The sequence below is a fragment of the Streptomyces sp. NPDC001781 genome, from assembly GCF_053596035.1.
The window spans coordinates 86,150-104,791 of sequence record NZ_JBSFFI010000009.1 but is presented as its reverse complement, the minus strand read 5'-3'; the positions used below and the strand labels follow the sequence as shown (position 1 = coordinate 104,791).

Below are 18,642 nucleotides of genomic sequence, written 5' to 3'. Positions count from 1 at the left end.
CGCATGTCCACACCCACCCCGATCACCGCCCTCGCCCGACGGTGGCGGCTGGAGCTCGACATGTCCGCCGCCAAGGACGGCAGCGACTGGCAGCTCGTGCCCGGCGTCACCGGCTTCGAGCCGTCCGCCGAACCCAACATCGAGGACTCCTCGGACTACGACAGCGGCGGCTGGGCGGGCAACACCAAGACGGGCCAGGCGTGGGAGCTCGGCGTCACGATCAACCGCAAGGTCAATGACCAGGTCAAGGTCTACCACCCCACCCACGAGGCACTGCGCGCCGCCAGCTTCGGCTTCGGCTCCAACTCGCAGGTCCACCTCCGCTACTACGACCGCGACGGCCTCCCCGAGGCATACGAGGGCACCGCCCTCGTCACCTGGAAGCCGTCCGGCGGCGAGTACACCGCCCTGGACCAGGTGGAGATGACCCTCACCGGCGACGGCCCGCTGCTCCTCATCACGAACCCGGTGGCCTGATGAGCGAGAAGAACACCGACTTCGAGGCGCTCGACGACTTCCTCGAGCCCTACCTGGAGCTGCCCGTACGAGGCCGCGACGGCAAGCTCCGCACGTACCGGATCGAGGACCCGTCCGCCGAGGACGGCCTGAAGATCGAGAAGATCACCACCCTCGCAGCCCGACTCGCCGCCGGCGGGAAGGCGGGCGACACCACCGTCCTCGACGACGAGGAGGAGCTCAACCTCTACCGCATGTGCCTGGGCGACGCCTACGAGCCGATGATGCGTGAGCTCGGCTGGGAGGCGTTCAAGCACTGCTCCCTGGTGGCGATGTACTGGATCACCGTCGGCAAGGAAGCGGCCGTCGAATTCTGGAAGACCGGCAACCAGGGAAAAGCCCCGAACAGGGAAGCCCGTCGACGGGCGTCGCGCGGCTCCTCGGCGTCGGCTGCGGCGAATACGACCCGGTCACCGGCCTCCACGAGTGGTACGAAGGCGGGCTCCAAGCGCCGAAAGAAGGCGCGACCCCAGACCTGAGCTGGGACGCACTGCTCCGCCACTGGCCACTCATCGAGGCCGACCTCCACTCCGAGTACGGCATCGACGTCGGCGACGGCATCCTCCAGCGCCGCACCTGGCGCTGGCTCCAGGCCCGCATCCTCGGCCTGTTCTCGGCAGAGTCCCGGCTCGCCCGGAAGCTCATGCCGCCACCTCCTGACCCGCCCCAGCCCCGTAGGAGGTGAGCCGTGGCCCTGACCGTCGGCGAGCTCAACGCGATCGTGTCCGTGGACGACCGGGGCGTGTCTCCGGCCCTCCGCCGTGCCGAGCAGGCCATGCGGCAGGCCGGGCAGCAGATGGGGCAGGACGCGGACCGGTCCGGTCAGCAGGCTGGGCAGCTCCTCGGCGGCGGCCTGGTCCGGGGCGCCGACGGCCAGTGGCGCAACCTCCGCGGCGAGTTGGCGGACGCGGTCACCGCGGCGGCCGCCGAGGCCGAGCGGGAGGCTCACGAGGCGGGCCGGCGTGCGGGCGGGCAGTTCGGTGACGGGCTGGGCGCCGGGGCCCGCCAGGGCGGCGACGACCTGGCGACCGCGGTGCGCCGGGGCGGGGACGACGCCGAAGGGGAGGCCGAACGGGCTGGCTCCGACTCTGGCGAGGGCTTCATGTCCCGTCTGGGCAGCAGCGCGTCCGGCGGCATGGGCGAGCTCGGCGGCAGCCTTAAGGAGGAGCTGATCGGTGGGTTCGGTCCGGCCGCCGCCGGTGCCCTGATCGGCGCCACGCTGATCGAGGGCATCGGGTCGGCTCTGGAGCAGGGTCAGATCACCGGCCGTCTCGGCGCGCAGCTCGGGGCCACCCCGGCGGAGGCCGAGCGGTACGGGCATATCGCTGGCCAGATGTACGCGTCGGCTGTCACCGAGGACTTCCAGGGCGCGGCCGATGCGATCAGTACGGTCATGCGCGCCGGGATCATGCCCACCGGGGCGACGGACGCTCAGATCCAGCACCTCGCCACCCAGGTCTCCGATCTGGCCGGCACCTTCGAACTGGACCTCGGCCAGACGGCGAACGCGGTCGGCCAGATGATCAAAACCGGCCTGGCGAAGGACGGCACCGCAGCTGTCGACGCGCTCACCCGCGGGCTCCAGAAGATGGGCCCTCGCGCGGACGACATCGCCGACACCTTCAACGAGTACTCCACGATCTTCCGGCAGTTGGGCGTTGACGCTACCCAGGCGACGGGTCTCCTGTCTCAGGGCATGAAGGCCGGCGCCAGGGACACGGACGTCGTCGCGGACTCGCTGAAGGAGTTCGTCCTGATCACCCAGGGCGGTGGGAAGGACGTCGACGCCGCCTTCGCCAAGATCGGGCTCTCCGGCAAGGCCATGCAGCAGGCGTTCGTCGAGGGCGGGCCGAAGGCTCGAAAGGCGCTGGACCGGGTCTTCGACGGCTTGCGGCACATGAAGAAGGGCACGGACCGCAACGCCACGGCGCTGACCCTCTTCGGCACCAAGTCCGAGGACACCCAGAAGGCGCTGATGGCGTTGGACCCATCCAGTGCTGTCGATGCCCTCGGCAAGGTCGGCGGCGCCGCAGACGCGATGGGCGACAGCCTGCGTGACAACGCGGGCACCAAGCTGGAGCAGGCCAAGCGGAGTCTTCAGCAGGGCCTCGTCACCATGCTCGGCGGCGGTCTGGTTCAGCTCGGCCGCTTCAGGGACTTTCTCGGGCACCTGTGGGACAACGCCGGCAAGGGCGGGGCCGAGGGCGCGGACCGAGTGGTCGCGTTCGCTCAACTCGTGGGCCAGCGACTCCTCGACAAGGGTAGGGAGCTCGCCCCGAAGGTCGTGCAGATGCTCTCGGACATGGGCACCAAGGCCGCCGAGTTCATCGCCGCGAACCCCATGGCCGTCCTCAAGATCGGCGCTATCGCCGGGGCCATCGTCGTAGGCTTCCTCGCCCTGCCAGGGCTCGTCGCGGCCGCGCTCGCGGCTGCCGCGGGCACGATGATGTACGGCTTCATCTCCTCGATGCAGTCGTCTGCCAGCTCGCACCTGGACCGCTGGTGGGGGCAGTTCGCTGGATGGGTGTCGGCGAAGGCGGCCGCAGCGCCAGGCGTGATGAATACGCTCGGGTCGTCGATCGGCGGCTGGTTCTCCGGCCTGTGGTCGCGGTACGTGTCCGGCCCGGTCGGCAGGGCCTGGAACAGCTTCATCGGCTCGGTGAACCGGCTGCCCGGCCGTGCGTCGGGCGCGCTCAACGGGCTGGGTAACAGCCTCTCGGGCGCGGCTTCCCGGGGCTGGGCGCGGTTCCAGTCGGCGTCGGTCGCTAAGGGCGCTCAGTTCCTCGGCTGGGTGCGCGGTCTGCCGGGCCGGACTTCGGCCGCGGTCGGCTCTATGGGTGGCCTCCTGGTCCAGAAGGGCCGCAACGTAGTCCAGGGCCTCTGGAACGGCATCTCCGGCATGGGTGGCTGGCTGCGCGGCCGGATCATGGGCTGGGCCAGGTCGGTCATCCCCGGCCCGATCGCCAAGGCCCTCGGCATTCACAGCCCGTCCAAGGTGACGGCTACGCAGGGTCGTTGGATCGCCCGCGGTCTGATCGAGGGCCTCACCGGGTCGTCGAAGCAGGTCCGGGCGGCGGCCACGCGGCTCGCGGACATCGTGGCCGACTCGATGCGGCGCGGCTCTCGTCGCTCCGGCGCGCTGAAGCGGATCAGCAGCGACAGCAAGCGGCTGCTCAAGCTGGCCTCCCAGCGGGAGCGGGTGGCGACCCGGCTCAAGGCCGCGCAGAAGAAGCTCACCGACCTCACCAACAGCCGGAACAAGCTCGCGGCCGACGTGAAGAAGGGAGTGCTGGACAGCGCCAACATCACCACCCAGGGCAACGACGGCCTCCCGGTCACTGCCAACTCGATCCTCGACAACCTGAAGCAGGACCGCGCGGCCGCCGAGCGGTTCGCCAAGTCGCTCGCCACGCTCCGGAAAAAGGGCGTGAGGGCCGACCTGATCGCGCAGATCGCTCAGGCCGGCGTCGAGCAGGGCTCCTCGGCGGCCGCCGCACTGGCGAACGCCAACTCCGGCCAGATCAAACAGATCAACAAGGAGCAGGCCAAGCTCGTCTCCGCCGCAGGGAACGCAGGCACGGTCGCCGGAAACGCCATGTACGGAGCCGGGATCGACTCCGCGCGCGGCCTGATCCGGGGACTCCAGTCCCAGCAGGCAGCGATCGACAAGCAGATGCTGAAGATTGCCCAGTCCATGTCCAAGGCGATCCGGAAGGCGCTCGGGATCAAGAGCCCCAGCCGGGTGATGGCGCTGGTCGGCCAGTACACCGCGCAGGGCCTGATCCAGGGTGTCGAGGGCCAGCGGTCCGCGGTCAACCGGTCGATGGCCTCCCTGGTGGAGACGCCGGCGCCGGGCTCGTGGGACATGGCGTCCGCGCGCGCCCGCGCCACCGCCTCGCAGAAGGTCGTCCTGGAGCTGCGCTCCTCCGGCCGCGGCGAGGACGACTACCTGATCGAGCGGATGCGGCGCGGCATCCGAAAGAAGGGCGGCGGCGACGTCGGCTTCGTACTGGGCAACGGAAAGAGGGCAAGCTGATGGCGTTCCCCGAGGACCCGCTCGGCACGCGGATTGAACTCCAGCTCGGCGGGACATGGACGGACGTCACCAGCTACGGCCAGCTCGGGAACGTGATCACTCACACCCGTGGGCGCACGGGTGAGGGGCAGGCGGTCGACCCGGCCTCCTGCTCCCTCACCCTGAAGTCGCCCGACGGGCTCTTCGCGCCGCGCAACCCCCGGTCGCCGTACTACGGGCTGATCGGCCGGAACACACCGATGCGAGTCAGCGTCCGGGCTGGGGCCTCTGCGCTCCTCCTGCCCGGAGGAACCACGCGGGCCACGACCCCGGCCACAGCCCCGATCGCCATCGCCGGCGACCTGGACGTGCGGGTGGAAGCATCGCTCGTCGACTGGGCCCCGGCCGCCGAGACCGAGCTGTGCGGGAGGTGGACCAGCGCGTCGAAGGGCTGGCTGGTCACGCTGACCGGCGGGCGGATCAGGATCTTCTGGTCGCCCGACAACAGCGCGTCGCCGTCCGCCCTGTCGACGGCCCCGCTCGTCGTTCCGGCGAGCGGGCGCCTGGCCGTGCGCGTGACCCTTGATGTCGACAATGGGGCTTCGGGCCGGACGGTGACGTTCTACACGGCGCCGTCCCTCGCGGGCCCGTGGACGCAGCTCGGGGACCCCGTCATCCAGGCGGGCACCACCGCGCTGTTCGCCACGACCGCGTCCCTGGACTTCGGGGCCGTCGGCACCATCGCCTACGTCGACCCCGTAGGCCGCATCCACAGGGCCGAGGTCCGCAACGGCATCGGCGGCACCGTGGTCGCCAACCCCGACTTCACCGCGCAGGCGCCCGGCACCACGTCCTTCACGGACACGGCGGGCCGCACCTGGTCCCTCCTCGGCGGCGCGGAGATCACCAACAGGCGGTTCCGCTTCGTCGGGGAGTACTCCGACTGGCCGGCCACGTGGTCGGGCAGCGGGGACTTGATCCGGGTGGAGGGGGACGGCGCGGGCATCCTCCAGCGGCTCTCCCAGGGCAAGAAGGCGCTGCCGTCCACGCTGCGCCGCCGCATCCCCTCGGCCGCCCCGCTGGCCTACTGGCCGATGGAGGACGGCGACGCGTCCACCCAGGCAGCCTCCGCGCTCAGCGGCGGGCAGCCACTTCGGGTCACCGGGTTCGCTTTCGGCGGCGACGACAGCCCGTCCGGCTCCGGCCCCCTGCCGGTTCTCGGATCGGTCTCCACGCTGGACGGCCGTATCTCTGGCGCCCAGGCCGGCGGCTGGCATGTGGAGATGGTCTACAAGCTGAACGCGATGCCCGCCACCGAGCAGACCATGTTCACCCTCAACCTGGTGCCAGGCACCGGCGGTGTCACCCAGATCGTGTGCCGGATCTCCACGGCAGGCATCCGCATTCAGGCCCTGGACGGCGACGGCAACGTGGTCGTCTTCTTCCTGTACTCGGACGCCACGGCCATCTCCAACTTCACCGGGGCCTGGAACCGGCTGCAAATCTTCTCCGCCACCAACGGCTCGTCGGCCTACGTCGCCGCCGCATGGCTGAACGTCGTCAACTCGGCCTGGAACTACGCAAGGACCACCTGGACCGGCACGCCCGGCCGACTGGTCGGCGTCAAGGGCCTGTGGGGCAACAGCTTCCAGGGCATGAGCATCGGCCACCTGGCCGCGTGGGACATCGGCGGCACGATCACCCCTTCGACCGCACCCGGCGTCACGATCTACGAGGCCGCCGACGACGGGTTCGCCCGGGAGACCGCGGCCGCGCGGCTGGGACGCCTGTCGACCGAGGAGTCGCTACCGATCACCATCGCCGGGGACGGCTCGGCCACCGCCCGCATGGGACCGCAACGCCCGGCCACGCTGCTGGAGGTCCTGGACCAGTGCGCGGACGCCGACGCGGGATTCCTGGTGGAGGACCGGGAGCGGGCCGGACTGAAGTACCGGACCCGCACCAGCCTCTACAACCAGCAGCCGGTACTCACCCTGCCGTACGCCTCACGGGGCCTGAGCGGCCTGGAGCCGGTGCCCGACGCGAAGGACATCCGCAACGACATCACGGTCACGCGCACCGGCGGCTCCAGCGGACGGGCCGAGCAAATCGACGGGCCCATGTCGACGGAGGACCCTCCGATCGGGATCGGCCGCTACGACGACAGCGTCACACTGAACCTCTACCGGGACGACCAGACCGAACCCATGGCGTGGTGGCTGCTGTCCCTCGGCACGTGGGACGAGGCCCGCTACCCCTCGATCACGATCCGCCTGCACCGGCGCCCCGACCTGATCCCCGCGATCCTCGACCTGGCCGAGGGCGACGTCATCCGCATCACCGATCTCCCGTCCCACCTGCCGCCCGGCCCCATCGACCTGATGGTGCAGGGCTACTCCGAGGAGATCGGCGTACGCACGTGGGAGATCACCCTGGTGTGCGCGCCCGCGGGCCCGTACCGGCTCGCGGTGACCGACGATCCCGTCCTCGGGATGGTCGACACCGACGGCTCGCAGCTCGTCACCGCCGCCACGGCGGCTGACACCACGCTGCTGGTGCAGTCGACGGCCGGCCCCGAGTGGAAGTGGGAGCAGTCGTTCGACGCGCGGGTCGGGGGCGAGGTGGTGACTGTCTCCGGCATCGCCCCGGCCATCGTGGACAGCTTCGGCCGCACTGTGAGCGGCGGGTGGGGGAGCCCCGACACCGGCGGAAGCTCGTGGTCGACGGCGGGCGGCAGCGCCAGCGACTACAGCGTCGCCAGCGGCGTGGGCAGGATGTCGCAGAGCAACATCAACACCGGCCGGTACATCACGCTGCCCGCCCCCACCGCAGACGTCGACCTGGTGGTGAGTGTGTCCACCAGCGCACTCGCAACGGGCGGCCCGCACTACGTCGGGCTCATCGCCCGCTCCGCCGACTCCAGCAACCTGTACTACGCCCGGCTCGCGTTCGGCACTGACCAGAGCATCAAACTGGTGCTACAGAAGCGCATCACGGCCCTCCAGACCGACCTCGCGTCAGCAACGCTCGGGATCACCCACGCGGCCAGCACGCTGTACCGCGTGAGGTTCCAGGTGCAGGGCTCGACACTGCGGGCGCGCGCGTGGCGGGCGTCCGACCCGGAGCCGGCCAGCACGTGGCATGTGGTCGCCACGGACACATCGCTGACGGCGGCCGGGTCGATCGGGGTCCGGTCGATCCTCGACTCGGCCAACACCAACACCCTCCCGGTGACCGCCTCGTACGACGATTTCGCGCTGCTCAACCCGCAACGCTTCACCGTGGCCCGCAGCGTCAACGGCATCGTCAAGCCCCAGAACGCGGGCGCTGACCTGCGGCTCGCCTACCCAGCCCGAGTCGCGCTCTAGGAGGACCTGATGACCCTGTGGCAGCCCGGCATGGTGATCACCGCCAGCCGCCAGCAGGACGGCACGCCGTGGATTCCACTGACGGCGGTCGGCTCATACCAGAACGGCGCCTCGGACGGCAGCGTGCAGCCGATGGTCCGCGACCTGTACGTCCGCGACGAGGTGATCCGCATGTTCAAGGGCGTCGTAAATTTCTCCGGCGTGACGACGTCCTCGTACACCTTCTTCACCTTCACGGCCGCCTACCAGCAGAACTACGAGCGGAACTGGGGAGCGGCCGGCTCCGGGTCCACCAGCCCCTTCCGAGTCTTCCTCAGCACCGCCGGGAACTGGGGCCTCACCGGCCAGGCGGCGGGCATCGCCACGATGCGTCTGGACGACTTCGACATCAAGTCCGCCACCGGGACGCTCCCGACCTGACCAACTCCGCTCGCCCGTAAGCCCCGCGCCGTCCCGGCCGGGGCCTTCCTCATATCTGGAGGCACTCATGCCAGCCGAGCTCCATCCCGCCGTCGAGCGAATGCTCAAGAACTTCCGATACGACCACCTACCCGAGCACCTCCAGGAGGTGAGCAAGCCGTTCCACGACCTCGCGCACCAGCTCGCCGAGACGCTCTCGGGGCCGGAGGTGACGAAGGCCCTCGACGACCTCTGGTCCGCGAAGAACTGGGCCGTCGTCGCCGCGTCCACGGCGGCCCTCGAGGGCACGGCCCCCACCGCGCTGCCGACACCCGGCGAGTTCGTCCACTACCGGCTCAGCGCCGCCGACGCGGACGCGGTGAACAAGCGCCGGCAGGACTTCCACACCAGCGGCAGTGCCAGCGAACGGACGGGTTTCGTCGGCCACTTCGGCAACCGCGTCGAGGAGGGCGACACCTTCCCGGCCGTCGTCGTCCGCGTGTGGAACGAGTCCACGGTCACGTGCAACCTCCAGGTCCTGCTCGACGGCACAGACGTCTACTGGGCCACCTCGCGCGCCGAAGGCGACGAGGCGGGCAAGTGGTCCCGGAAGGCAGGTGCCTGATGGCTACCCCCCTGTCCGCCGCAGCGTTCCTCACCGTCCTGCGCGCCGAGGGCGTCAAGGTCCAGGAACACGGAGACTGGCGCAACCACAACCGCGAAGGACACGGCAACTGGGGCCCCGTACATGGCGTGATGGTGCACCACACCGTCACCAAGGGCACCGCCAACACGGTGTCGATCTGCACCAAGGGCTACCAGGACCTCCCCGGCCCGCTCTGCCACGGAGTCATCGCCAAGGACGGCATCGTCCACCTGATCGGCTACGGGCGCGCGAACCACGCCGGCCTCGGCGACGGCGACGTCCTCCAGGCGGTCATCGACGAGGCGCCGTTGCCACCCGTGAACGAGGCGAACACCGACGGCAACGCCCGGTTCTACGGCTTCGAGTGCGAGAACCTCGGCGACGGCACCGACCCCTGGCCGGACGAGCAGCTCGACGCCATCGTCCGCACAGCCGCCGCACTCTGCCGCGCGCACGCCTGGGGCAAGGACGGCGACACCTCGGTCATCGGCCACAAGGAGTGGCAGCCCGGCAAGGTCGACCCCAAGGGCCCCGGCATCACCATGCCGGACGTCCGCGCCCGGGTGGCCGAGCGACTGAAGCACCCGGCGTCCTGGTCGCCCAGCACACCGAAGCCCCCCACTCAGCCGCGCACCACCGAGCAGCGGCTCACCGCCCTGGAAAAGCGCGTCACCGCGCTGGAGAAGAAGTGAGGCCCATCATGGCATCGTCGTCCGCACCCATCGAGAAGAAGGTCAAGGCCAGCACCGCGCTGACCTACCTGATCAGCGTCGCGGCCCTCGCCATCCTCGGCGCGGTCACCAACGACCCGTCCCTGATCAGCAGCATGCCGGACGCGCTGGAGCCGTTCGTCCTCGCCCTGATCCCCGCAGCGGGCTCAGCGGTCGCCGGATGGGCCGCACCGCACACACCGCGCTCGGACGTCTGATGCGGGGGCTCGCGGGCCGGGCCGGACGCCGCCTCGGCTACCGCGGCCTCGGCCTCCTCGCCTGCGGCATGGGCTGGATCAACTGGGGCATCGGCCTCGTAGCCGACCCACGCTACGGCGCGGTCCGGGGCGCGGCCGCGCTCACCGCGATCCCCCACACCAGCATCGCCATGTGGGGCTGGGTGTGGATCGCTTCCGGGGCGATCTGCTGCGCAGCGTCGGTCATGCCCTCCCGGCAGGACTGGTGGGGCTGGGCGGCGGCCGTCGCCATGCCGGTGGTGTGGGCGGCCGCTTACACCTTCGCCCGCGCGCTCGGCCAGTTCCCGCAAGGCCTTAACAGCGGGCTCACGTGGCTCGTCTCGCCGAGCCTCGCCGCGCTCCTCGCCGCCGCCACCGCGCGGCTCGTACAGGAGCTCCGGGAGAACATCCGACTGCGGCGGGAGGTGGACACCCTGCGGCTCGCCGCCGCCCACAGCAGAGAGGCAGGCCAGGCATGAGCGACGGCCTGTACGGGCTCCTGTCCATCGTCCTCGGCGGGATCGTCTCGATCATCGTCGCCCGGATCAGCCGGCCCGCACCCGCGCCACCGCCCCCACCGGTGTCGCTGGAGAAGAAGGAGCGGGAATCGCCGCTCGCGGGCGCCGATCTCAGCACGGTGCCGGGCCTCGCCTCGGTGCTCGTGCGGCAGGAGACCCGCATCGGCCACCTGGAGGAGCAGGTGGCCCAAGCCCGCGAGCACAGCCTCCTCCAGGACCGGGTGATCGCGGCGCTCCGCCGCTACATCCTGCTCCTCGAGGGAGCCCTCACCCGATCCGGCACACCCGTACCCGAGCCGGAGAACGGCGACAAGGAACTCATCCACGGCTGACCACTTGGCCCCCATCACCCCTGCGCGGGGTGGTGGGGGCCATTTCGTCATGTCCGGCTACAGGGACTGCCGGTCTACAGGGACTGCCGGTACGCCACCTTGCCCGGGTTCTCCTTCGCGCCGCGCGCCTCGTAGAACGCCAGCGCGGCCGGGTTATCGGCGTCGGCGGTCCACTCCAGCCGCGAACACCCTGCGGCGCGACCGATCTCTGCCACGGCATCCATCAGCGCCCCGGCCACTCCGCCGCGCCGGTACTGCTCGCGGACGAACAGCTCCTTCAGATACAGGCTGGTATCGGCACCCGCAGCAGGCCAGAGGAACGAGTACGACGCCAGCCCCAGGACCTCATCGCCGTCCCGGGCGAGAAGGACCGTCGCGGCAGGCAGGCTCCCGAACAGCGCGGTGCGTACATCCTCGACCGGCGGGGCCGTGTCGGGGCCGCCGTAGTACGCCTCGATCTCGCCCAGCACATCGGCGATCACGCCCGCGTCCGCCTCAGTCGCCTCGCTGATCTGCATCCTCGTCGCCCCTCTCACCAGCGGGCAGCGCCAACACCTCACGCAATACCCGCAGCTCACGTGTCTCGGGCACCCTACGCGCGACCTGACGGGCCCGGAAGGTGATCAGCGCCGACCGGTGCTCCACCGGCAGGTCCGTAATCGTCTGGGTCACGAGAGTCGCTGCGGCGGCCGGGTCGCCGTCGACGGCGGTACACATCGCCTGATCGAGGCGGACCAGCGCGATATCCATGCGGTCAGAGGCGGGATACAGCTCAAGGGCCCGGGCCTGCTCGTCGGCAGCGCGGTCAGTGTCCCCGAGGTGGGTCCATGCGTTCCCGGCGTGGAAGCGGAGCTGGCTCTCGCTGTAGCCGAAGGCGCTCGCGGCCCGGTCCGCTTCGGCCAGCCGGCCGAGCGCGGTCTCCGCCGCCCGCAGCGCTGTCCCCGCGGCCTCACGCATACCGAGCTGGGCGTGCGCACGGGCCTCCAGCGGTGCTGCGAGCGCTGGCCCGATGCAGGGCAGTCCGCCGGCGAGTTGCTGCGCGCGGACCGCGCACTCGACGGCGCCGTGTAAGTCGCCGCCGTAGTACAGCTGGTACGCCTCCTGCGCGTAGATCCAGGAGAGGGTGGCCCGGTCGTCGGCTGCTGCGGCCGCGGTCCGCCCCGTACGCCACCAGGAGCGGGCCCGACTGTCGCCGAGCTTCAGGAGCGTGAGCGCCATGAGGCCGGCCATCTGTGCGGCGGCGACGGTGAGCCGCCGGTGGGCGGCGGGTGCATGCCGGTGCGCGAGCACGAGACGCAGATCCGCGAAGTCGCCGAGGAGCTCCGGGAGGAGGTCGGCTTCGGGGCGGTAGCGGGTGGCGCGGCCATGCCGGGCCACGGTGTGCTCCCATTCGGCCAGGCCCGCGTCGGTCATCGGCCCGGCGGCGAACGACTCCGTGAGTCCCTGTTGCAGGGCGTCCACTTGCTCGAGGACGCCTGGCCGGGCGTCGGCTTCGGCGAGGGCGATCAGCTCGCCGCCAGCGTGGAGAGCGTGGTCCAGGGCGGCAGCGATCTCGGCGGTGGGCCGTCGCTGGCCGTGCTCTAGGTACGACACCAGCGACTTTGCGCAGGCGGCGAGTTGGGCGACGTCGCGGAGGGAGCGGGTGCCCCGGTGGCGACGGAGGGCCTGAGCGAACGTCTCGTGCATGGGATCTCCCAGGCGCTGTCCACGGTGTCCACACGGGGGTGGACGGCTGTGGACGCGCAGGTGCTGTGCCGGATGGCTGGCACAGGAAACGCTACGGGGGAGCGCTGATCTACGTCAGCGAAATCGAAGCGGACAACCCCGGCGGCCGCTGTCACGGCCCCGGGTGTGGACGACTGCTGAGGAGTCGACGTGAGCCACCGTACCGCCGCACGATCGGTACCGGCAGGGCGCCCGCCCGCCGATTTCCCGGCCGAGCTGCTGCCCTACCTCGGCGTCCCCGACCTGGACGAGCTCGGCGCTGACCAGCGCGCCGGACGCGCCTGCGTCTGGGGCGGGCGGCCGATCCCGCTCGCCGCCGCCGTCGACCTCGGCGAGGAGATCCGCGAGGGAGTGGCCGCCTTCCCGCAGTCCTGCGGGCAGTGCATTGCCGCGCACGCCTTCGACGCGCTGGCCGAACACTCCATGGGCTGTGGCCCCTGCCACGGCGAGGACTGGAAGAGCTGCCCGATCGGCGGCGGCCTGTACCACCTTCACCGCGACGCCGGCCGACTGGCGAGGGGGAACTGCTGATGCTGTGTGACCGGTGCGGGCGGCCCATCAAGGGCAAGCCCCAGGAGATCCCCATCGAAACCGGGAGCGGCGCCGCCTCCATCACCGTCTGCCCGGCCCCTTGCACGCCGCCCCGGCACACGCGGCCGCGCACCTACTGACTCCCGGCCGGTCAGGGCCGGGCGCGGGACACCCACGGCACATGGGGGGTGTCCCGCACAGGCTGCCGCCGGCGTGGGACCGGTCGGCGGCAGCCGTCACTGGACGAGGTCTGCGAGGGGCACGTCGAGGGCGCGCGCGATGCGGATCAGGTTGTCGATGATCGCAGCCTGACGACCTTGCTCGATCCGGTTGATGGACTGTCTGTCCAGCCCTGCCGCCTCCGCCAGGCGCTCCTGCGTGAGGTTGGCGTGAAGCCGGTGGCGCCGAATGTGCGCCCCGATTTCCCGGCGGCGGGTGATGACCCAGTCGTCGGGCGGCGAGGCGGATGGCACTCGCCAACGGTGACCCGACCATGATCGAATGTCTGTATCGTCGAGCGTACATTCTTTGATCACGGTGTGTGGGTGCCGCAACCGTCACGTAAATAAAACACTCGTTCGAGTGACGCTCTGCCGAAACGCATTGCCTCCAGCCCCACACCCCCGTAACGATCGGTGCACGATGCATGCACCAGCGCGACTCACAGGTGGCACCCCATGACCGACGGCCTCCCCCAGCCGCCCCTCACCCCCCTCACCGATCTCCAGCACGCCCGCGTCGACTACGCCCGCCGCGACCTCGACTACACGCGCACCGAAGACCTCTCCCAGATCGAACCGGCCGGACTGATCCTCATCATCGAGACCCTCCGCCGGCGTCTCGATGACACCCTGGCCCTGGTCTCCGAGATCGCCGCACCCATCAAGAAAAGTGGGTAGCCGAGCAACCTTGGCGGGCGGCAAGGCGGTGCACTACCTGTGCGACGAGCAGTCCGACTGGGCGCCCGACCTGGCCGACATGGCGTCGAAGATCACCGACCGCACCAAGGCCGTCGTCATCATCAACCCCAACAACCCGACCGGCGCGGTGTACCCGAAGGAGATCGTCGAGGGCATCCTCGACCTGGCCCGGCGCCACGGGCTGATGGTCTTCGCGGACGAGATCTACGACCAGATCCTCTACGACGACGCCGTCCACCACTCGGCCGCCGCCCTCGCGCCCGATCTGGTCGTCCTCACCTTCTGCGGGCTTTCCAAGACCTACCGGGTGGCGGGGTTCCGCTCCGGCTGGCTGGTGATCACCGGCCCCAAGCAGCACGCCAGGAGCTACCTGGAGGGCCTGACCATGCTGGCGTCCATGCGGCTGTGCCCCAACGCGCCCGCTCAGTACGCCATCCAGGCCGCGCTCGGCGGCCGCCAGTCCATCCACGAACTCACCGCGCCGGGCGGCAGGCTGTACGAGCAGCGGAACGTGGCCTGGGAGAAGCTGAACGAGATCCCCGGCGTCTCCTGCGTCCGCCCCAAGGGCGCGCTGTACGCCTTCCCGCGCCTGGACCCCAAGGTGCACAAGATCCACGACGACGAGAAGTTCGTCCTGGACCTGCTGCTCCGCGAGAAGATCCAGGTCGTCCAGGGCACCGGCTTCAACTGGCCGGCCCCCGACCACTTCCGCATCCTCACCCTTCCCCACGCGGACGACCTGGAGGCGGCCATCGGCCGGATCGGCCGCTTCCTGAGCGGGTACCGGCAGTAGCTCCGCAGGGGGCTGTCAGTGCCCGGCCGTACGCTTCGAGGACCAGCAGCGGACTTGAGGGAGCACCGCCGTGGCACGACCGCCCACCCCCGCCCAGCGGCGCGTCGTCGAGGACGCCGACCCCGGCACCGGACGGCTGCGGGGCACGGACGCCCAGCTCGCGGCCCTGGTCCGGCTCGGCTTCGCCTTCCGGCACCCCCGCCCGCCCCACGACCACTTCCTGACCCCGGCCGGGCACCGCCTGCGCGAGCCCGCGCCGGAGCCCGCCGCACCCACCGCCTCCGAACCGGCCGGTGTCTTCGCCGCGCGGGTCGGCGGCGCGGAGGAGGCGCCGTCCGGCCCCGCCCGGACGCGCGAGGTGCGCGACGCCTGGCAGGGGCTCCTGGAACTGCGCCGCATGACCAACCCCGACGGCGCCACCGGCCGGCCCTGCGGCTGGGAACGCACCCACCTGGTCCGCGCCGCCGCCCTCGCCCTGGAGGCGGCGGGCCACCCGCCGGAACACGCCGGCACGCCGGGCTACCGCGTCCGCGCGACCCCGCAGCCGGAGGCGGTCGCGGTGTACGGCCCGGCACTTGGGCCGTACGCGGTCACGCTGGAGGCGGCGGGCTGGCAGTGCGGCGAGTACACCGAGGCCCGCACCCGAACCCGCCACCTCCTGGCGTCCCCGCGCCGCATCTGACCCCGCTCAGCTCCGCGCGAGCCGCCGGGCCTGCTCGCGGGTGGTCCGGGCGATCGCGTCCTCGTCCACGTGCAGCAGCACCCCGTCCGCCACGATCTGCCGGCCGCCCACGAAGGAGGCCGTGACCGGGGCCGGAGCGCCGAGCACCAGGGCCGCCACCGGGTCGGCGATGGAGGCGTGGGCCAGGGTGTCCATGCGCCAGAGCACCAGGTCGGCGAGCTTGCCGGCCTCCAGGGAACCGATCTCGGCGGCCCGGCCGAGGACTCGGGCGCCGCCGTGGGTGCCGAGGCGGAGGGCCTGGCGGGTGGTGAGCGCGGCTTGCCGGTGGGGGCCGAGACGGTTCACCAGGAGGGCGTTGCGCAGCTCGGTGTGGAGTTCGCCGGACTCGTTGGAGGCGGTGCCGTCCACGCCCAGCCCGACCGGCACACCCGCCGCCAGCAGGTCCGGCACCCGCGCGATCCCCGCCGCCAGCCGGGCGTTGGAGGACGGGCAGTGCGCGACGCCGGTGCCGGTGCGGGCGAAGGCGGCGATGTCGGAGTCGTTCATGTGGACGCAGTGCGCCATCCACACGTCCTCGCCCAGCCAGCCGGTGGACTCGAAGTACTCGGTCGGGCCCATCCCGAACATCTCGTGGCAGAACTTCTCCTCCTCCACGGTCTCCGAGCCGTGGGTGTGCAGCCGTACCCCCAGCCGTCGTGCCAGCTCCGCGCCCTGCTTCATCAGTTCGGTGGAGACCGAGAAGGGCGAGCAGGGCGCGACCGCGACCTGGGTCAGCGCGCCGAAGGAGGGGTCGTGGTGTGCGCGGACGGTGGCCTCGGTGGCGGCCAGCGCCTCGTCCAGGCCCTCCACCGCGAAGTCCGGCGGCAGCCCGCCGTCCGACTCGCCCCGGTCCATCGAGCCGCGGGCCAGGGTGAAGCGGACGCCGGTGTCGCGGGCGGCGCGCACGATGGCGCCGGACAGGTCACCGGTGCCTCGCGGGTGGACGTAGTGGTGGTCCATCGCGGTGGTGACCCCGCCGCGGGCCATCATCGCCAGCGAGCCCCGCGCGCCCGCCGAGACCATGTCCTCGTCGATCCGCGCCCAGGTCGGGTAGAGGGCGGTCAGCCAGTCGAAGAGGTTGTGGTCGGTGGCCAGGCCCCGGGTGAGCCACTGGTAGAAGTGATGGTGGGTGTTGACCAGGCCGGGCGTGGCCAGGTGCCCGGTGGCGTCGATCCGGCGGGCCACCCCGGTGAGCCCCTCCGGGGCCGGGCCCGCGCCGACCGACTCGATCCGGTCGTCCGCGAGGACGAGGTGCCCCGTGGCGTACTCGGTGTCGTCGGCGTCCACGGTGGCGATCGCGCAGTTCTCGATGACGATGCGCTCGGCTGGTGCCACGGTTCGTCCTTCGCTCTCAGAGGTTGGTGAGGTCCACCGGGATCGCCGCCTCGCGGCCCTCGCGGAGCACGGTCGCCTCGATCAGGCCGTAGGGCCGGTCGGCGGCGAGGTACACCTCGTTGTCGTTGGCCAGCCCGAAGGGCGTGAGGTCGGCGAGAAAGTGGTGCTTGTTCGGCAGGGAGAGCCGGATCTCGTCGATCTCGGCACGCTCCCCGATCACCCGCGCCCCCATCTCGTACAGGGTCTGCTGGAGGGAGTACGAATAGGTCCCGGCGAACGCCTCCAGCAGGTGGCGCCGGGTCCCCGCGTAGGAGGCGTCCCAGTCGGGCGCGTCGCCCTCACCGGTCCAGCCGTACCGCCAGCGGGCGTTGACCTCGGTGGCCAGCACCCGGTCGTGCGCCTCGGGCAGGGTGGTGTACTCGTCCTTGGCGTAGCCCCAGAACTCGGAGTCGGTGGAGTTCAGCACCACCAGGCCCCCCAGGCCGGAGACCACCTGCCAGGCGGTGCCGTCGTGGAAGACCTGGGTGAGCCGGACCTCCTGGCCCCTGCGGACGAACGAGTGCCCGGTGTCCTGCGCGCCGATCCGGTCCCAGGCGTACTCCTCGATCCGGACACGGGCCGTGCGGATCGCCTCCTGGGAGGTGACGAAGTGCCGGGCGAGGTGGATGCCGAACTGCTCGGCGGACTCGATGCCGTACCGCTTGGCGAAGGCGTACACCGTGTTCTTCGTGGTGTCGGTCGGCAGGACGTGGGCGTTGGAGCCGGAGTAGTGGACGTCGTCCATGTCGCCGCTGAGGGTGACCGAGACGTTGAGGTCCTTGATGTGGTGGGTGGCGCCGTCGCGCGTGATCCGGACGACCCGGTTCTCGGCCTTGCCGTACTGGTTCTGCGCCAGGATCGCGGGCCCGGCCGGGCGGGACGTTTCTGCCATGAAGCTAGCTCCCTCGGTATACGGAGTAGCCGAACGGGCTGAGCAGCAGCGGGACGTGGTAGTGCTCCCCGGCCCGTACGGCGAAGGTGACGGTCACCTCCGGGAAGAACGCGTCCTCCCTGTCGCCCAGGTACGCCTCCACGGCGAAGTCGAGCCGTACCTGTGCGGTGTCGCCGGGCGGGACCGGCAGGTCCCGGCAGCGGCCGTCGGCGTCGGTGGTCCCCTCGCCGAGCGGCCGCCAGCCGGCACCGGGACCGGTGCGGGCCGAGAGGCGGACGGTGACGTCCCGCGCGGGGCGGCCGAGCGAGGTGTCCAGGATGTGGGTGGACACGGAGGCGGTGGTGGTCATGGTGCGGGCGCCCTTCAGGCGACGAGTCGGGCCAGGCGGATGCGGTTGATCCTGCCCAGTTCGGCGCGGGCGGTCTCCCGTTCCCGCTCCGGCGTGTTGCCGAGCCGCTCCCTGAGCGCGTCCCGCATCCGCTCGCCGGTCAGGCCGGTGGCGCAGATCAGGAAGACATGGCCGAAGCGGTCCTGGTAGGCGAGGTTCAGTTCGAGCATCTCGGCGCGCAGCTCGTCGGAGGCGTCCGCCATGCCGCGCTGCTCCCGCGTGGAGGCGGGGTCGCCGGGCTCGGGGCGGCCGATCGGGGGGTGGCCCGCCATCGCCTCGGCCAGGTCGTCGGCGCCGAGTCGGGCGAGGGCCGCGTCGGCGGCCAGGTACAGGTCGTCCGCGGTGGCGTAGGGGCGGGCGACGAGGAGCAGGCGGCCCCAGGCGGTGGAGGCGCACACCTCGTGCAGGGAGGCGAGCGCGGCCTCGTCCCCGAGTGCGTTGAACCGGGCCAGGCCCAGGGGGGTGGCGGGCGATGTCACGGGCGCCTCCGTGGCCGCGAGGGCCGTCGTGCCGGACGGGGTGCCGTCAGCTAACGCCTCGGCGCGACGGCGCGTCAAC

At 71.3% G+C, this 18,642-nt stretch carries 20 protein-coding genes and 1 pseudogene; 14 read left to right on the top strand and 7 right to left on the bottom strand.

Going from position 1 to position 18,642, the window contains the following annotated elements; translation table 11 throughout:
• Positions 1 to 3 precede the first annotated feature (3 nt).
• The 10 genes from ACWCV3_RS11245 (at position 4) to ACWCV3_RS11200 (ending at position 10,740) form a co-directional block, all read left to right on the top strand.
• Entirely contained in the window at positions 4 to 477 is a 474-nt protein-coding gene (locus ACWCV3_RS11245) for a phage tail tube protein (protein ID WP_451221785.1), read from the top strand.
• A complete protein-coding gene (locus ACWCV3_RS11240; RefSeq protein WP_451221782.1) occupies positions 477 to 995 on the top strand; it encodes a DUF7426 family protein in 519 nt (172 codons plus the stop codon). The genes ACWCV3_RS11245 and ACWCV3_RS11240 overlap by 1 nt, the downstream gene beginning before the upstream one ends.
• A 209-nt stretch (positions 996 to 1,204) precedes the next feature.
• Positions 1,205 to 4,552: a phage tail tape measure protein gene (locus ACWCV3_RS11235; RefSeq protein WP_451221779.1), complete on the top strand. Its 3,348-nt coding sequence runs from the start codon at positions 1,205 to 1,207 to the stop codon at positions 4,550 to 4,552.
• Complete coding sequence (locus ACWCV3_RS11230; RefSeq protein ID WP_451221776.1) at positions 4,552 to 7,899, top strand: hypothetical protein; 3,348 nt, start codon at positions 4,552 to 4,554, stop codon at positions 7,897 to 7,899. The genes ACWCV3_RS11235 and ACWCV3_RS11230 overlap by 1 nt, the downstream gene beginning before the upstream one ends.
• 9 nt (positions 7,900 to 7,908) lie before the next feature.
• A complete protein-coding gene (locus ACWCV3_RS11225) occupies positions 7,909 to 8,319 on the top strand; it encodes a hypothetical protein (protein WP_451221773.1) in 411 nt (136 codons plus the stop codon).
• Positions 8,320 to 8,386: 67 nt separating this feature from the next.
• Complete coding sequence (locus ACWCV3_RS11220) at positions 8,387 to 8,923, top strand: hypothetical protein (RefSeq protein ID WP_451221770.1); 537 nt, start codon at positions 8,387 to 8,389, stop codon at positions 8,921 to 8,923.
• Positions 8,923 to 9,636 carry a peptidoglycan recognition protein family protein gene (locus tag ACWCV3_RS11215; protein ID WP_451221767.1) on the top strand — a complete coding sequence of 238 codons (714 nt, stop codon included), beginning with the start codon at positions 8,923 to 8,925 and terminating at the stop codon, positions 9,634 to 9,636. The genes ACWCV3_RS11220 and ACWCV3_RS11215 overlap by 1 nt, the downstream gene beginning before the upstream one ends.
• A gap of 8 nt (positions 9,637 to 9,644) precedes the next feature.
• The gene (locus tag ACWCV3_RS11210) at positions 9,645 to 9,872 is read left to right on the top strand and encodes a holin (RefSeq protein WP_451221764.1); all 228 of its coding nucleotides are present in this window, start codon (positions 9,645 to 9,647) and stop codon (positions 9,870 to 9,872) included.
• Entirely contained in the window at positions 9,836 to 10,369 is a 534-nt protein-coding gene (locus ACWCV3_RS11205) for a hypothetical protein (RefSeq protein WP_451221761.1), read from the top strand. The genes ACWCV3_RS11210 and ACWCV3_RS11205 overlap by 37 nt, the downstream gene beginning before the upstream one ends.
• Positions 10,366 to 10,740 (top strand): hypothetical protein, encoded by a 375-nt coding sequence (locus ACWCV3_RS11200; RefSeq protein ID WP_451221758.1) that lies wholly within the window; start codon positions 10,366 to 10,368, stop codon positions 10,738 to 10,740. The genes ACWCV3_RS11205 and ACWCV3_RS11200 overlap by 4 nt, the downstream gene beginning before the upstream one ends.
• Before the next feature lie 74 nt (positions 10,741 to 10,814).
• On the opposite strand, the gene ACWCV3_RS11195 is transcribed toward ACWCV3_RS11200, so the two are convergent.
• Both ACWCV3_RS11195 and ACWCV3_RS11190 read right to left on the bottom strand, forming a co-directional pair.
• A complete protein-coding gene (locus ACWCV3_RS11195; RefSeq protein WP_451221755.1) occupies positions 10,815 to 11,258 on the bottom strand; it encodes an N-acetyltransferase family protein in 444 nt (147 codons plus the stop codon).
• The gene (locus ACWCV3_RS11190; RefSeq protein WP_451221752.1) at positions 11,236 to 12,426 is read right to left on the bottom strand and encodes a helix-turn-helix domain-containing protein; all 1,191 of its coding nucleotides are present in this window, start codon (positions 12,424 to 12,426) and stop codon (positions 11,236 to 11,238) included. The genes ACWCV3_RS11195 and ACWCV3_RS11190 overlap by 23 nt, the downstream gene beginning before the upstream one ends.
• A 189-nt stretch (positions 12,427 to 12,615) precedes the next feature.
• On the opposite strand from ACWCV3_RS11190, the gene ACWCV3_RS11185 reads away from it, so the two are divergent.
• On the top strand, positions 12,616 to 12,996 hold the full coding sequence (locus tag ACWCV3_RS11185) for a hypothetical protein (RefSeq protein WP_451221749.1): 381 nt from the start codon (positions 12,616 to 12,618) through the stop codon (positions 12,994 to 12,996).
• 236 nt (positions 12,997 to 13,232) lie between these two features.
• On the opposite strand, the gene ACWCV3_RS11180 is transcribed toward ACWCV3_RS11185, so the two are convergent.
• On the bottom strand, positions 13,233 to 13,469 hold the full coding sequence (locus tag ACWCV3_RS11180) for a helix-turn-helix domain-containing protein (protein WP_451221746.1): 237 nt from the start codon (positions 13,467 to 13,469) through the stop codon (positions 13,233 to 13,235).
• A gap of 204 nt (positions 13,470 to 13,673) precedes the next feature.
• Between ACWCV3_RS11180 and ACWCV3_RS11175 the strand changes: the two genes are divergently transcribed.
• From ACWCV3_RS11175 to ACWCV3_RS11165, 3 genes and pseudogenes are all read left to right on the top strand, one after another.
• Positions 13,674 to 13,895, top strand: coding sequence for a hypothetical protein (locus tag ACWCV3_RS11175; RefSeq protein ID WP_451221743.1), 222 nt, complete (start codon positions 13,674 to 13,676; stop codon positions 13,893 to 13,895).
• Between the two features lie 7 nt (positions 13,896 to 13,902).
• Positions 13,903 to 14,709: pseudogene (locus ACWCV3_RS11170) on the top strand (aminotransferase class I/II-fold pyridoxal phosphate-dependent enzyme); the annotation flags it as partial.
• A 70-nt stretch (positions 14,710 to 14,779) separates the two neighbouring features.
• Positions 14,780 to 15,391: a hypothetical protein gene (locus ACWCV3_RS11165; RefSeq protein WP_451221740.1), complete on the top strand. Its 612-nt coding sequence runs from the start codon at positions 14,780 to 14,782 to the stop codon at positions 15,389 to 15,391.
• 6 nt (positions 15,392 to 15,397) lie between these two features.
• Here ACWCV3_RS11165 and ACWCV3_RS11160 read toward each other — a convergent pair whose 3' ends face one another.
• The 4 genes from ACWCV3_RS11160 to uraD are packed head-to-tail and all read right to left on the bottom strand — an operon-like array spanning position 15,398 to position 18,563.
• On the bottom strand, positions 15,398 to 16,765 hold the full coding sequence (locus tag ACWCV3_RS11160) for an 8-oxoguanine deaminase (protein WP_451221737.1): 1,368 nt from the start codon (positions 16,763 to 16,765) through the stop codon (positions 15,398 to 15,400).
• A 16-nt stretch (positions 16,766 to 16,781) separates the two neighbouring features.
• Positions 16,782 to 17,696: a factor-independent urate hydroxylase gene (gene pucL / locus ACWCV3_RS11155; protein ID WP_451221734.1), complete on the bottom strand. Its 915-nt coding sequence runs from the start codon at positions 17,694 to 17,696 to the stop codon at positions 16,782 to 16,784.
• A 4-nt stretch (positions 17,697 to 17,700) separates the two neighbouring features.
• Entirely contained in the window at positions 17,701 to 18,045 is a 345-nt protein-coding gene (uraH, locus tag ACWCV3_RS11150) for a hydroxyisourate hydrolase (RefSeq protein WP_451221731.1), read from the bottom strand.
• 14 nt (positions 18,046 to 18,059) lie between these two features.
• Positions 18,060 to 18,563 (bottom strand): 2-oxo-4-hydroxy-4-carboxy-5-ureidoimidazoline decarboxylase, encoded by a 504-nt coding sequence (uraD, locus tag ACWCV3_RS11145; RefSeq protein WP_451221728.1) that lies wholly within the window; start codon positions 18,561 to 18,563, stop codon positions 18,060 to 18,062.
• Positions 18,564 to 18,642: the final 79 nt, after the last annotated feature.